The organism is Streptomyces sp. NTH33 (assembly GCF_003236365.1).
In the GTDB taxonomy this organism is placed as follows: domain Bacteria; phylum Actinomycetota; class Actinomycetes; order Streptomycetales; family Streptomycetaceae; genus Streptomyces.
The window spans coordinates 16,418-28,447 of sequence record NZ_POTZ01000036.1 but is presented as its reverse complement, the minus strand read 5'-3'; the positions used below and the strand labels follow the sequence as shown (position 1 = coordinate 28,447).

Below are 12,030 nucleotides of genomic sequence, written 5' to 3'. Positions count from 1 at the left end.
GGCGGGGAGTGGTCCGTCCGGCCCCTGGATCCGCCGGACGGAGTGCCGGACCCTGGGCAGAAAGGGGGAGGCCCGTGCGGCCCGCCCTCCCGCACGTTGCGGCGGTCCCCGCCGCCGCGCCGCGCGACACACGCGCGCGGAGGTCTCCGTAAGGACTGCCATGCACCGTGTCAACGGCGCTGACCGCGCCGACCGCACCTCCCCCGCGGACCCGGTGCCCGCGCCGGCCGCGGCACCGGCGAAGCCGTCCCGGCTGGAACCCGTGCTGCTGGCCGTCACGGCCTCGGCCCTGGTGGCCGGGGTCGTCCTGTGGCTGCTCGGCCGGCCCGCCGCGGCCGACCTGTGCTGGGCGCTCGGCACGATCGCCGCCGTCGGCCCCGCGGTGGGGTGGGTGCTGGTCGCGCTGCGGCACGGGCAGGTCGGCGTGGACCTGATCGCGGTCCTGGCGCTCGGCGGCACCCTGGCGGTCGGCGAGTACCTCGCCGGGGCGCTGATCGGCCTGATGCTGGCCACCGGCCGCACGCTGGAGGCCGCCGCCCAGCGGCGGGCTTCCCACGACCTGCGCGCGCTGCTCGCCCACGCTCCCCGCACCGCCCGTCGGCGCACCGGCACCGAGGTCCACCGGGTCCCCCTCGCCGAGGTCGCCGTCGGCGACCTGCTCGTCGTCGGCGCCGGCGAGGTCGTCCCGGTCGACGGCCAGGTGGTGGACGCCACCGCCGTGCTCGACGAGTCGGTGCTCACCGGCGAGTCTGCGCCCGTGGAGCGGGTGCCCGGCCAGACGGTGCGCAGCGGCGTGGTCAACGCGGGCGGTGCCTTCGAACTGCGGGCGACCGCGACCGAGCGGGACAGCACCTACGCCGAGATCGTGCGGCTGGCCCGGCAGGCGGGCGCCCAGTCGGCCCCGGTGGTCCGCCTGGCCGACCGCTACGCGGCCTGGTTCCTGCCGCTGTCGGTGGCGGTCGCGGGGCTGGCCTGGCTGCTCAGCGGCTCGGCGGTGCGGGCGGTGGCGGTGCTGGTGGTCGCCACGCCCTGCCCGCTGCTGCTCGCCGCCCCGGTGGCGATCGTCTCCGGGCTGTCCCGGGCGTCCCGGCTGGGCGTGGTGGTCCGTGACGGGGGCGCGTTGGAGCTCCTCGGGCGGGCCCGGACGCTGCTGCTGGACAAAACCGGCACCCTCACCGGCGGCCGTCCGCGCGTCCTGGACGTGACCGCGGCCCCCGGCTTCAAGCCCGCCGAGGTGCTGCGGCTGGCGGCCACGGTCGACCAGTACTCGCCGCATGTCCTGGCGCACGCCATCGTCGACGCGGCCCGCGAGCGCGGTCTGGAGCCGTCGGTGGCCACGGACGTGTCGGAGGAGGCCGGCCGGGGGGCGTACGGCATCGTCGAGGGCCGCAGGACGGCCGTCGGCCGGCTGGAGCCGGGCACACCGGTCCCTCAGTGGGCCCGGGCGACGGAGAACCGGGCACTGCTGGACGGCGCCGCCGTCGCCTGGCTCACCGTCGACGGCGTACCCGTCGGAGCGGTTCTGCTGCGCGACCCGCTGCGCCACGACGCGCCCCGGACGCTGCGCCGGCTGCGTACGGCCGGCATCGGGCGGATCGTGATGCTCACCGGCGACCGGCCCGAACCCGCACGGGAGATCGCCGCCGTCCTCGGACTCGACGAGGTGCGCGCCGAACTGGCCCCGGCCGACAAGGTGGCCGCCGTCCGCGCGGAACGCGGGCGCGCGGTCACGGTGATGGTCGGCGACGGCGTGAACGACGCGCCCGCGCTCGCCGCCGCGGACGTCGGGGTGGCGATGGGGGCACGGGGCTCCACCGCGTCCTCCGAGGCCGCCGACATCGTCCTCACCACCGATCGCGTGGACCGGCTCGCCGACGCCACGGCGATCGCCGTGCGGGCGCGCCGCATCGCCGTGCAGAGCGCGCTCGGCGGCATGCTGCTGTCCCTGGCGGCCATGGGCGTGGCCGCCGTGGGACTGCTGCCGCCGGCCGTGGGCGCCCTGCTGCAGGAGGGCATCGACGTGGCGGTCATCCTCAACGCGCTGCGCGCCCTGCGCGTGGACCGGGCGGCCCGGCCGGCCCTCGAACCCGCCACCGAGGCCCTGATCCACCGCTTCGCCGCCGAGCACGACGACCTGCAGGACGTGCTGCAGGCCGTACGCGACGCCGCGGCCCGGCTCTTCTCCGACACCGCCGCGGGCGGCACCGGCGCACCGGCACCGGCACTGGAGTCCGTGCGCGAGGTGCACCGGCTGCTCACCGAGCGGCTGCTGCCGCACGAGTACGCCGAGGAGCACGAGCTCTACCCGGCCCTGGAAGCCACCCTCGGCGGCCCCGAGGCGACCGCGACCATGAGCCGTGCCCACGCCGAGATCGAACGGCTCGCCCGGCGGGTGGCCACCCACCTCGCACTCGCCGACGCGCAGGGCGCGCTCGCCCCCGAGCAGCTCGAGGACCTGCGCGCCTGCCTGTACGGTCTGCACACCGTGCTGCGGCTGCACTTCACCCAGGAGGAGGAGAACTACTTCTCGCTGGCTCCCTGAGGCCGCCTCCGGAGAGCCCGGCAGGGCCGTTCGGCTCTGGTGGCGCACCGCGGTCGCCGCGCATCGTGGGAAGGAGCGGGGAGACCTCCGTACGGAAGTGGTCGCGATGGAAGCCAAGCGCTGGACCGTGCAGATCGACATCACCGAGGACGGCGACGAGACACGCGCACGTGCCGTGCTCACCACCCGCGACACCTCGGCCGTCACCGGCCGGGGCGTGGCACGGCGCAACCCGGTCGACCGGCCGATTCCGGAGATCGGCGACGAGCTGGCCGCGAGCCGGGCCCTGGAGGACCTCGCCGGCCGGCTGCACGACGTGGCCGCCGACGACATCGCCGGGACGGCCGGCCCCGTGCGGGCCTGAGGGCCGTCCCCTCACGGACCGCGCCGTCGGCACGAGCGCCGGCGGTGCGGTACGCGGTGTTTCCCCGGGCGAAGCGCTCGGCCGGCAGCTGTTCGGGGGTGGGGCCGGCTGCCGCCGTGCAGCCGCGGTCGCCCGGCGCCGCGCCGCGGGGCCCGGAGGAGCACCGTCCCCGCCTATCTCCCGCTCCCGGGCGTGCCGTACCGGACCGGTCGGCCCTGGCGTGTGTCCCGTGACGAGGCGCCGGCCGGTGACGCCGGGGCGTCGGCACGGTCGGCACGCTCCGGCTGGCACGGTCCCCCCCGGCCGGGCAGCGTGGACGTGTGTGGACGTAGGGACAGCGGAGCTCGAGTGAGGTGACCATGCAGACCTTTGAGCCGCGGCCGCGGGTCGTCGTGGGTGTGGACGGTTCGCCGTCGTCGTATGCCGCGCTGCGCTGGGCGGTGCGGTACGCGCAGCTGGTGGGCGGTGTCGTGGAGGCGGTGTACGCCTGGGACACGCCGTCGGACATCGGCTGGACCGGGCCGGCGATCGACCCGGAGTTCGATCTGGAGCAGGCCCGGGAGCGCTTCGCGGAGGAACTGCGCGCCGTTTTCACGGACGAGCGTCCAGCCGGTATGCGGGAGCACCTCGCCGAGGGCGATCCGTCGGAAGTGCTGGTCCGCGCCTCGCAAGGAGCGGAGGTCCTCGTCGTCGGCAGCCGTGGCCGCGGCGGCTTCGCCCGGGCGATGCTGGGCTCGGTCAGCCAGCGCTGCGCCCAGCACGCGGCCTGCCCGGTGGTGGTCGTACGGCAGGACCAGGACGCGGCACACTGACCCGCCCGTCCGGCGGCGTCCGGGGCCGAACGGCCCAAGCCCGGCCGCCGGCGCAGCCGGTACTGTCCGGCCCGGAGCTCCACACCCCATCCGTAGGGGAGCTGGTCGGCCGACTCCAGCTCCGCCAGGACGATCGCGCCGTCCCGCACGGTGGGGCCGATCACGGTGTACCCGCGTCCGGTCAGGACGTCCACCAGGGCGGCCATCCCGTCCTTGCCCATCACCCTCTCCTCGGGTGCGGGGGGGGGCGCCGGGGTGTTCACGTCGGTGTCCGTGCTCATGATCTCTCCTTCGTGACCGAAGGAGAGCGGGGCGGTCCGCCGGCGCCCGCTCGCCGGGCGGCCGGGCGGAGGGTCCCGGCGTCAGACGACGGTGAGGTGGTTGCTCACCTCGACCACGTCGTCGATGTCCTCGGCCTCGGCCACCAGCCTGGCCGCCGCGGCCTGCGACATCCGGCCCGTCAGGTCCACCACCCCGTCGCGCACCGTGACGGTGACGGTGCCGCGTTCGGCCGGGGAGCAGAAGGCGTGCATCTTCGCCTCGATCTCCTTCCGGATTTCCTCGTCGTCCCTGATCAGGGACTGCAGCAGCGCGTTGCGGCGCACCACGCCGACCAGACGGCCGCCGTGGTCGGTGACCGGGATCCGCTTCAGCCGCGACAGCGCCGCGAGCCAGGCCGCCTCCGCGACGGTCGCACCCGGCAGCACGGTGATCGCGGGGCTGGTCATCAGGTCGGCCGCCGCCTCGGCCCGGGCCTTCTCGTGGAGCCTGTGCCCCCGCAGCCTGCCGATGTGGCCGGGCCGGCGGCCGGACGCCTCGAAGGCGACCTTCGCCAGCAGATCGGACTCGGACACCACTCCGACCACCCGGTCGTCGGCGTCGACCACGGGAACCGCCCCGAGGTGCTCCCGCTCCAGTAGGCGGGCGATGTCCCGGCACGGCAGGTCGTCCCGCACGGACACGGCGGGCACGTCCATCACGTCCCGCACCAGCAGGGCCCCGGGCCCGGCCTCGGGCTGCGACGGCTGTTGCCCGAGGGGCCCGCCGGTCTCCTGCCGGGCCTGCTCCTGCTGGATCCGAGGGGCCGGAGCCTGCGCGTGCCCGGCCGCCACGTGCTCGGCCGCCGTGTGCTTGGCCGCCACCGCGGCGACAGCGCCCAGATACCGCAGGAGTTGTTCCTGCCTCGCCTCCTCACGGGGACTCCAGGCGTGCGACGGCACGGTGCGGCGGGCCTCGGTGCCCGCCGAGTGGTTCTCGTGCTGGTTCATGGCAACCTCCGGACTCCTCGGGTTGTCCCCTCCCAGTCTCGCGCTCCGCGTCCCCGGGCCAAGAGCCGAATGGCCCTGGTGGAGCAGCGCCATGGCCCCATCCGGTGCGCGCTCGCGGGGAAGCGGTGAGACTGGGGAAGGGGCAGCCGGACCAGCGGGAGGACGCTCGTGATGAGTCTGCGGGACTTCCTCGCCCGGTTCCGTCCCACCGGCACGCCGGGAGCGACCGTCACCGGAGTCCCCGCCGACCGGGCGGCGGAGCGCGCCGCGGAACTGGAACCGCCTCTCGCCCGCCTGGCGGACGTCCAGCGGGAGGCGGCCCGGATCCGCGCGGCGGCGGACCGCGAGGCGGAGGTCATCAGGCAGGACGCCGTCCGGCAGGCGGCCGCGATCGTGACGGCGGCACAGGCTCAGGCGCCGCGGGTGCGGCAGGAGGCCGCGGTGCCGGTGCTCCGTGCCGCGCAGCGGGAGGGACGGGACATCCTCTCGGCCGGGGACTGCGCCGCCGCACGGGTGTACGAGCGGGCCCGGGAGCGCATGCCCGCCCTGCTCGACCGGGCCGTGGTCGACGCCCTGCGGGTCACGGACCGGCCGGAGGGGGCACCGTGAGTGCCGGATGGGTCGCGGCAGTGGTCCGGGCCCGTGCCCTGGCCGCCCGCTGCCCGGGACGCGCCGGGGCCCGCGAGATCGCGGCGAGCACCACGCTCGACGACGCGCTGCACCACCTGGCCGGGACACCGTACGGCAGGTACGCGCGGGCGACGGCCACCCTGCCCGGGGCACAGCGTTCGGTCACCGCCACGCTGCTGTGGCACCTGCGCGTGCTGGCGGGCTGGCTGCCCCGGGGCGGCGCCCGCCTGCTCCGGCCGCTCGCCTCGGGGTTCGAGATCGCCGACGTCGCGTCCCGGCTGCCGGTACGGGGTGGTCCCGGTACGGACCCGGAGGCCGCGGCGTGGCAGCCGTACCGGCTCGGTGCCCTGGAGACCGCCTGGCGTTCCCTCGAACGCGCCGCGACGCCCGCCGAACTGCGCGCCGCGCTCGCCGCCTCGCCCTGGGGCGACCCCGGCGCGGAGACACCGTGGGCGCTGATCACCGGCATGCGGATGGCGGCCGCCCGGCGGACCGCCGCGGCCGTACCGTCCACGCGCCGCTGGGCGCAGGGACGCGCCGCCCTGCTGACGGCCCGCGAACGGTTCGTGCACCGGCGCCCCCTGCCGGCGCCCGTGCGCCGCGACGCCGCGGCCGAGCTGATCGCGGCCGAGGCGGAGACCACCCGCCAGCGGGTCCGCGCCCTGCGCCGGCACTGGACCCTCCGGCTGAGACGCGAACTGGCCGCCGTCGAACTGGCGCTGGAGGAAGCGGAGCACGAGGAAGCGGTACGACGGCGCTGGGCGGCCTCGCCGCGCCGGCGGCCACGGGAGTGAGCCGGCCGCGGGACGCCGTCACCCGTGCCGGCGGTACGGCCCCGTACACGCGCCCTTCCCGGCCGAGGCAGAACCCGGCTCGCGGGCGTCCGGCGTCCTCGTGGACCTCGGTCCGCCGTGCCCGGGGCGCCCCGGCGACCGCGCACCACGCGGAAGTGCCGCGCCCGCACGAGAAGACGTCCGACGCCGGCCTGCGGCCGAGGTTCGCTCTCCCCCAGCCGCGGCTCCGCCCGGCAGGCCGCCGACCCGTTCCGAGAAGGGGGCGGCCGGGCCGGACCCGGTTCACGCGCCGGAGCGGACGCGCGTCCGGTGCGGCGTCACGGCGTGTTCCCGGCTTCCGCCGCGTGCCGCGGCGTCCCGCCGTCGGCGGGGTCCGGTTCCGGGCCGGAACGGCGGCACGGTCCTGTGAGCGCGCAGCGCACGTCCACCACGCCCTCCACGGAGCGCACCAGACGCTCGGCGAGCGGCACCAGGGTGGTGTCCAGGGCGCTGCCGGTGAGGGTGACCACCCCGTCCCGCACCCGCACCCGCACCCGCACCGACTCGAGCGGGACCGGGAACCGCTCGTCGACGACCTCGCGGCGGACCTCCTCGGCGATGTCCTCGTCGCCGCGGAGGAACACCCTGAGCAGATCGGCACGGCTGACGATGCCCGTGAGCACGCCGTCGGCGCCGACGACGGGCAGCCGCTTGACTCCGCGGCGGGCCATGACGCGCGCGGCCCGGGCGACGGTGGCGTCGGCGCGGACGGTCACGGCCGGGGTGCTCATCAGCTCCTCGGCGGTCACCGCGCCGGCCTTGGCCAGTTCGGCCCAGCGGAGCGGCCGCCCGCCCCGGTCCAGGTCGGTGTCGCGGGCCTCCTCCTTGCGCAGCAGGTCGTCCTCGGAGACGACGCCGATCACGTGGCCCGCGCCGTCCAGTACGGGCATCGCGCTGACGCCCCACTGTTCCATGGTCCGCACGATGTCCTTGAACGTCGCCTCGCCGGTCAGGGCGACGACAGTGCGGGTCATGACGTCGCTCACGGTGTACGGAGAGCCGTGCATGGCATCCTCCCACTCCCTCAAGGGCCCCCACACGGGCACCTTCAGGCTCGGCCACCGGGCCGGCGAGGACACGGGCCGAAGGGCCCCGGCCGGGGGACCGGGAGCCTCCTGTCGCCCTTTCCGCCCGCAGGCAGGAGAGTGGCGGCGTGCGAACGGTGATCCGGTGCGGAGGGCGGATCTGGTTGGCTGTCCCCGTCGGGCAGCCAACCGGGAGGCGAGGAGACCGATGAGTGCGGATGTGCGACAGGTCGCCGACGGCACCTACCTGGTGCACGGCAGCAACACCAACTGGGTGATCCTGACCGAGGGCGACGCCGCCACACTGATCGACACCGGCTATCCGGGCGACCGGCAGCTGCTGCTCGGCTCGCTGGCCGCGGTGGGCAGTTCACCCGAGGCGGTGGTGGCCGTGCTGATCACCCACGCGCACACCGACCACCTGGGCTCGGCCGAGTACCTGCGCGCCGCCCACGGCACCCCGGTGCATCTGCACGAGGCCGAAGTGCCGCACGCCCGGCGGGAGTTCCTGCACCAGGTCAGCGTCGGGCGGGTGCTGCGCAACGGCTGGCGGCCGGGCGTGCTGCCCTGGGCGGTGCACGCGCTCCGCGCCGGCGGCACCGCGCACGTCCCGGTCGCCGAGCCCCGGCCGTTCCCGGCGGCGGGCCCGCTGGACCTGCCGGGGCGGCCCGTGCCCGTGCACACGCCCGGCCACACGCGGGGCCACGCCGTCTTCCACCTCCCGGACACCGGCGTGGTCGTCTCCGGCGACGCCCTGGTCAGCGGCCACCCCACCTCGCGCGTCCGGGGCCCGCAGCTGCTGCCCGACATGTTCCACCACGAACGCGCCCGGGCGCTGGCCTCGTTGGACGTGCTGGAGAAGCTGGACGCGGACGTGACGCTGCCCGGACACGGCCCCGTGCACCGCGGCCCGCTGAAGCAGGCCGCGCGCCGGGCCCGGGAACGCGCGCGTCAGGGTTCGCCCCAGCCGTATTGACCCGCGTGGTCGGGTTGTTCACGCGGGTCGACACGCCTGGGCGCCGGAGCCCCCGGCGCCGCGGTGACTCAGGTGTGCGGGACGACGGCCACCGGGCAGCCGGCGTGGTGCAGCATCCCGTGCGCGACGGAGCCGATCCGCGCGCCCACCGCCGTACGGCGGGCGCGTCGGCCCACGACCATCAGCTGGGGCCGCTCGGCCGCCGCCAGCAGCACCTGGCCGGCGCTGCCCATCTCCACGTGCTCGACGACGGGGACGTCCGGGAAGCGCTCCCGCCACGGCTGGAGCGCCGCGGCCAGTGCCTTGCGCTCGTACGGCTCCAGCCCGCCGGCCTCGTCGAGCAGCTTGAGCGAGCCGGGGCTGTAGGCGAACACCGGCGGCAGCGTCCAGGCCCGTACCGCCCGGACGGTGGCGCCGCGGGCGGCGGCGGTCTCGAACGCGAACCGCAGGGCGCCGGCACTGTCCTCCGGGGCGCCGTGCTGGCCGACGACGATCTCGTGGCCCGCGGCCTCGGCTGGGGGTCCCCCCTGCTCGAAGAGCTTGGGGGAAGGCTCGTCCCCGGCGCGCACCAGCACGACGGGCCGTACGGACTCGATGATCACCTGCTGGCCGACGGAACCGAGCAGGAACCCGACGAGGGCGCCCTGGCCGCGCGAGCCGAGCACCAGCATCTCCGACTGCGCCGCCGCGGCGAGCAGCGCGTCCACGGCGCCGTCCTCCACGACGTCGGTGGTCACCGTCAGGTCCGGATGGCGCTCGGCGACCGTCCGGGCGGCCTCGGCGAGGCCGTCGCGCACCCACTGCCGCTGCGTGTTCCGGTCGCCCACGTCGAAGGCGTCGTGCGCCTCGAAGCGCCAGGCGTGCACCAGGCGCAGCGGCAGCCCCCGGCGCTCGGCCTCCCGTCCCGCCCACGCCAGCGCGGCGAGGCTCTCCTCCGATCCGTCCACCCCTGCCGTGATCGGCCGCGTCATGCCGTCTGCCTCCCTGTGTGGTGAGCCGTCCTCGGCCCAGTCTCCCCCACCGGGTGATCGCGGAAGCAGCCGGGCGGGACGGCCGTCCGCCGCATACCCGGGCAGAGCCGCGCACCCGAGCGGAGCGGGACGATCGAACATACGATGGGCGGAAGCCGGCGCGGTGACGACGGGAGCGCACCGGGCCGCCGACCCGACCACCACGCGGGGTGGCAGACATGGCACAGGCCGCGGAGCCGACGCGGACCGTCATCATGACCGCCGACAAGTTGTCGCCTATGGCCTTCGATTCGCTGGCGCGTCGCCCCAGGTCACGCCGATTTACTCTCGCTAATCGGGCATGATCACGGCCCGCCCACCCAGCTTGGAAAGCCAGGCAGACGGGCCGTAGGGCCTTCAGATCGGCGGAGGTGGTCGAAGGCCCAGCTCACCGGCTCCGGCGGAGATCGTTCTTGACGCCCCAGCCGCCCGGGTCGTCGACGGCCGGGCGGTCGATGACCCGGCTCATGGCGGAGCGGTGCAGCCGGGCCCGCAGCTCCGGCGGCCACGTCTTGACCGCCTCCCGCTCCGCCTCGGTCAGGCCGCCTGTCGGCTCGTCGGCGGGCTCCGGCCGGTCGGCCGCCGGGGCGGGCTGGTGCCCCTCCAGCCGTGCGTATTCGCCCATGAGGCGCTGCGCCTCCTCGGACGCGCCCGGCTGCCCAGCGCGGATGCCCGGGCGGAGCCTCCGCAGCCGCCTCTTGATCTCCTTGCACCGGTCAGTCGTCATCGTCGTCTCCCAGGGGTCCGAACTCGTCCTCGAACTTCGCCAGTTGTGCCAGCACCGCGTCCACGCTGTCCGGCTCGCCCCGCAGCGGAGGAGCAGGGGCGGCCGACGGCGACGCGGCCGACGGGCCGGGCGGCAGGGCGAGCTGCGGCCGGGGCGCCTCGGGCTCGGGGCCAAGGTCCCCGCTTTCGTGTGCCTTGAGCGTGCGGCCTGCGACCTCCAGCGCGTACTGCTTGAGCTTCGCGCGGTAGGTGCCGTCCACGTCCGGCAGGGCGGCCGTGACGGCGTCCACGGCGGCGAGGACGGCCTCCACGACGTCGGCGGCCTCCTCCATGGACGCGACCCGCGAACAGCTCGCCGCCGCCGAAGCCCGGGCGCGGCACGCCGTCGCCGCCATGGACATCGTCCTGCGACAGTGGTCGTGGGCCGAGGCGAGGACACTCGGGGAGGATGGTCCGTGAGCTGCCGAAGGACGTCCGGGAGCAGGTGGCCGATCACCTCGTCCGGGCGGGCCTGTCGTGAGCGGCGCGGAAGCGGTCGGCCCGCACCACCGCCGCAGGCCGCGGGCCCTCGTGCAGCGGCACCCCTGCCGGACGGCGGCGGAGCTGACGGCGCTGCTGTCGGCGGCCGATCGGAGCATGTTCGCCGTCGCGCTGCGGGCCACGCGCGAGAGCTGCGACATCCGGGTCGACGACAAGGGCCGCTACTGGCCCACCTGACCAGCGGGGACCCCTTGCCGGCTGATTTACCTAAACAGCCCTCGGGAGCGGGGCACCGTGCTCACAATCCCCGCATGACACTGGCTGCTTCGTCCTGGTGGGCCGACTGGCCCAAGTTCCTGCCCGGCTGGCTCGCGTTCGTGTGGACACTCGGGACCGGGGCCCGGAAGGTGTGGGTGCGCCGTCACAGGGTCGCCCCTCGGGCCCGCCGACGACGAGCTGCGTGAGCTGCTGACGGAGTTCCGAGGATGGTTCGAGCTGCTCGGTGAGAAGCCGCAGCACAAGGTGTGGTTCTCCAACCACCCTGACCGGAAAGTGGCGGGTCAACGACTGCGCGACCTGGCTGAGCGGCGCACCGACAAGGCGCTGAAAGCCGCATTGATGGCCGTGGCTGATTCCTGGAGTGAGACCACCAGGCATGGCGTACCGTTCGGGTCCTACACGCCGGACATCGCTGATCGGCGCGCCTACGATCTGCGAGCTGAACAGGCCAGGGCGGCGCAGCGGCAGGTCGCCGGGGACGGCCTGGAGCGCGTGAAGGAAGCACTCAGCCGCCTGAACGAGCTGGAGCGCAAGACTCACGGCCGCAGCTAGCGGTCCGGCGTCTCGTGCTTCGCGACGTCCGGCTCGTTGTCGAGCCAGTGCTGGCACACCGTCCAGTGGATACGATCACTGCCGTCGTTCTTCAGGTACACGTCGGCGACGAGGTCCCGGGTGCACCACTTCTTTCCGTGTGCGCTGCACAGGGTGTCATCACGCTGGGGCTGCGGCGTCTTCCACCGCTCGATCTCCACGATGTCGGACTTCATGGCCGTGCAGCGTAGTCCTCACCCCGGGGACATGTCCGGGACACCGTGTCCCACCTTGTCTCGGACACCCGGACAGCCAGGACGAGGTGTCCCGGACAGCAAGACAGGGCCGGACAGGACGGCGGGACAACGGCTCACGGTCCAGGACGAGTTGTCCGGTGGCCTGATGCGAGTGTCAGCCCGGACTGTCACCCCGGCCGGTCGGGCTGTCAGCCGGTCGTCAGTGGGGCGTGGGGGGCATTCAGAGGGTGTTAGTCAGCCGCTGAAACGGCCTCCCACCTAGGGCTCTCCCGGCGATCATGCGGCTGACGACCGGGC

At 75.3% G+C, this 12,030-nt stretch carries 15 protein-coding genes and 1 pseudogene; 9 read left to right on the top strand and 7 right to left on the bottom strand.

Translation table 11 applies throughout. From position 1 onward, the window contains the following. The first annotated feature begins 160 nt into the window (after window positions 1-160). The 3 genes from C1I97_RS06115 (at window position 161) to C1I97_RS06105 (ending at window position 3,718) form a co-directional block, all read left to right on the top strand. Window positions 161-2,542 carry a heavy metal translocating P-type ATPase gene (locus tag C1I97_RS06115; RefSeq protein WP_111002193.1) on the top strand — a complete coding sequence of 794 codons (2,382 nt, stop codon included), beginning with the start codon at window positions 161-163 and terminating at the stop codon, window positions 2,540-2,542. Between the two features lie 106 nt (window positions 2,543-2,648). Then, on the top strand, window positions 2,649-2,906 hold the full coding sequence (locus C1I97_RS06110; protein ID WP_111002198.1) for a DUF1876 domain-containing protein: 258 nt from the start codon (window positions 2,649-2,651) through the stop codon (window positions 2,904-2,906). Window positions 2,907-3,265: 359 nt separating this feature from the next. Further along, complete coding sequence (locus C1I97_RS06105; RefSeq protein WP_111002197.1) at window positions 3,266-3,718, top strand: universal stress protein; 453 nt, start codon at window positions 3,266-3,268, stop codon at window positions 3,716-3,718. Between the two features lie 44 nt (window positions 3,719-3,762). Here the strand turns inward: C1I97_RS06105 and C1I97_RS41155 are convergent. Together C1I97_RS41155 and C1I97_RS06095 are read right to left on the bottom strand one after the other, a co-directional pair. Then, window positions 3,763-3,939 (bottom strand): annotated as a pseudogene (locus C1I97_RS41155) (4Fe-4S dicluster domain-containing protein); the annotation flags it as partial. 141 nt (window positions 3,940-4,080) lie between these two features. Then, window positions 4,081-4,986, bottom strand: coding sequence for a CBS domain-containing protein (locus C1I97_RS06095; RefSeq protein WP_111002192.1), 906 nt, complete (start codon window positions 4,984-4,986; stop codon window positions 4,081-4,083). Window positions 4,987-5,157: 171 nt separating this feature from the next. Here C1I97_RS06095 and C1I97_RS06090 point away from each other — a divergent pair, with 171 nt between their 5' ends. Together C1I97_RS06090 and C1I97_RS06085 are read left to right on the top strand one after the other, a co-directional pair. After that, window positions 5,158-5,595: a hypothetical protein gene (locus tag C1I97_RS06090; protein WP_220040794.1), complete on the top strand. Its 438-nt coding sequence runs from the start codon at window positions 5,158-5,160 to the stop codon at window positions 5,593-5,595. Next, a complete protein-coding gene (locus tag C1I97_RS06085) occupies window positions 5,592-6,410 on the top strand; it encodes a hypothetical protein (RefSeq protein ID WP_258382440.1) in 819 nt (272 codons plus the stop codon). The genes C1I97_RS06090 and C1I97_RS06085 overlap by 4 nt, the downstream gene beginning before the upstream one ends. A 317-nt stretch (window positions 6,411-6,727) precedes the next feature. On the opposite strand, the gene C1I97_RS06080 is transcribed toward C1I97_RS06085, so the two are convergent. Next, window positions 6,728-7,456, bottom strand: coding sequence for a CBS domain-containing protein (locus tag C1I97_RS06080; RefSeq protein WP_111002191.1), 729 nt, complete (start codon window positions 7,454-7,456; stop codon window positions 6,728-6,730). A 226-nt stretch (window positions 7,457-7,682) separates the two neighbouring features. On the opposite strand from C1I97_RS06080, the gene C1I97_RS06075 reads away from it, so the two are divergent. Beyond that, on the top strand, window positions 7,683-8,450 hold the full coding sequence (locus tag C1I97_RS06075) for an MBL fold metallo-hydrolase (protein WP_111002190.1): 768 nt from the start codon (window positions 7,683-7,685) through the stop codon (window positions 8,448-8,450). A gap of 68 nt (window positions 8,451-8,518) precedes the next feature. Here C1I97_RS06075 and C1I97_RS06070 read toward each other — a convergent pair whose 3' ends face one another. From C1I97_RS06070 to C1I97_RS06060, 3 genes are all read right to left on the bottom strand, one after another. Next, window positions 8,519-9,421 carry a universal stress protein gene (locus C1I97_RS06070; protein ID WP_111002189.1) on the bottom strand — a complete coding sequence of 301 codons (903 nt, stop codon included), beginning with the start codon at window positions 9,419-9,421 and terminating at the stop codon, window positions 8,519-8,521. A 427-nt stretch (window positions 9,422-9,848) separates the two neighbouring features. Continuing rightward, on the bottom strand, window positions 9,849-10,187 hold the full coding sequence (locus C1I97_RS06065; protein WP_111002188.1) for a hypothetical protein: 339 nt from the start codon (window positions 10,185-10,187) through the stop codon (window positions 9,849-9,851). Beyond that, a complete protein-coding gene (locus C1I97_RS06060; RefSeq protein ID WP_111002187.1) occupies window positions 10,177-10,518 on the bottom strand; it encodes a hypothetical protein in 342 nt (113 codons plus the stop codon). Before C1I97_RS06060 ends, C1I97_RS06065 begins: the two co-directional genes overlap by 11 nt. On the opposite strand from C1I97_RS06060, the gene C1I97_RS41150 reads away from it, so the two are divergent. The 3 genes from C1I97_RS41150 to C1I97_RS06050 all read left to right on the top strand — a co-directional run bounded on the left by C1I97_RS41150 (window position 10,517) and on the right by C1I97_RS06050 (window position 11,497). Next, on the top strand, window positions 10,517-10,645 hold the full coding sequence (locus C1I97_RS41150; RefSeq protein ID WP_258382439.1) for a hypothetical protein: 129 nt from the start codon (window positions 10,517-10,519) through the stop codon (window positions 10,643-10,645). The two genes, C1I97_RS06060 and C1I97_RS41150, sit on opposite strands and share 2 nt — an antisense overlap. A 57-nt stretch (window positions 10,646-10,702) precedes the next feature. Continuing rightward, window positions 10,703-10,903, top strand: a complete 201-nt coding sequence (locus tag C1I97_RS06055) for a hypothetical protein (RefSeq protein WP_111002186.1) — start codon at window positions 10,703-10,705, stop codon at window positions 10,901-10,903. 285 nt (window positions 10,904-11,188) lie between these two features. Next, window positions 11,189-11,497, top strand: a complete 309-nt coding sequence (locus tag C1I97_RS06050; protein ID WP_146608164.1) for a hypothetical protein — start codon at window positions 11,189-11,191, stop codon at window positions 11,495-11,497. On the opposite strand, the gene C1I97_RS06045 is transcribed toward C1I97_RS06050, so the two are convergent. Further along, window positions 11,494-11,712 (bottom strand): hypothetical protein, encoded by a 219-nt coding sequence (locus tag C1I97_RS06045; RefSeq protein ID WP_111002184.1) that lies wholly within the window; start codon window positions 11,710-11,712, stop codon window positions 11,494-11,496. The genes C1I97_RS06050 and C1I97_RS06045 overlap by 4 nt on opposite strands. Between the last annotated feature and the right edge of the window lie 318 nt (window positions 11,713-12,030).

What these genes read in the sequence shown, in the direction of transcription:
- C1I97_RS06110 (WP_111002198.1), top strand. Translation starts at nt 2,649, where the DNA reads ATGGAAGCCAAGCGCTGGACCGTGCAGATCGACATCACCGAGGACGGC.
- C1I97_RS06075 (WP_111002190.1), top strand. Translation starts at nt 7,683, where the DNA reads ATGAGTGCGGATGTGCGACAGGTCGCCGACGGCACCTACCTGGTGCAC.
- C1I97_RS06070 (WP_111002189.1), bottom strand. Translation starts at nt 9,421, where the DNA reads ATGACGCGGCCGATCACGGCAGGGGTGGACGGATCGGAGGAGAGCCTC.
- C1I97_RS06080 (WP_111002191.1), bottom strand. Translation starts at nt 7,456, where the DNA reads ATGCACGGCTCTCCGTACACCGTGAGCGACGTCATGACCCGCACTGTC.
- C1I97_RS06105 (WP_111002197.1), top strand. Translation starts at nt 3,266, where the DNA reads ATGCAGACCTTTGAGCCGCGGCCGCGGGTCGTCGTGGGTGTGGACGGT.
- C1I97_RS06090 (WP_220040794.1), top strand. Translation starts at nt 5,158, where the DNA reads ATGAGTCTGCGGGACTTCCTCGCCCGGTTCCGTCCCACCGGCACGCCG.
- C1I97_RS06045 (WP_111002184.1), bottom strand. Translation starts at nt 11,712, where the DNA reads ATGAAGTCCGACATCGTGGAGATCGAGCGGTGGAAGACGCCGCAGCCC.
- C1I97_RS06065 (WP_111002188.1), bottom strand. Translation starts at nt 10,187, where the DNA reads ATGACGACTGACCGGTGCAAGGAGATCAAGAGGCGGCTGCGGAGGCTC.
- C1I97_RS06115 (WP_111002193.1), top strand. Translation starts at nt 161, where the DNA reads ATGCACCGTGTCAACGGCGCTGACCGCGCCGACCGCACCTCCCCCGCG.
- C1I97_RS06060 (WP_111002187.1), bottom strand. Translation starts at nt 10,518, where the DNA reads ATGGAGGAGGCCGCCGACGTCGTGGAGGCCGTCCTCGCCGCCGTGGAC.
- C1I97_RS06095 (WP_111002192.1), bottom strand. Translation starts at nt 4,986, where the DNA reads ATGAACCAGCACGAGAACCACTCGGCGGGCACCGAGGCCCGCCGCACC.
- C1I97_RS41150 (WP_258382439.1), top strand. Translation starts at nt 10,517, where the DNA reads ATGGACGCGACCCGCGAACAGCTCGCCGCCGCCGAAGCCCGGGCGCGG.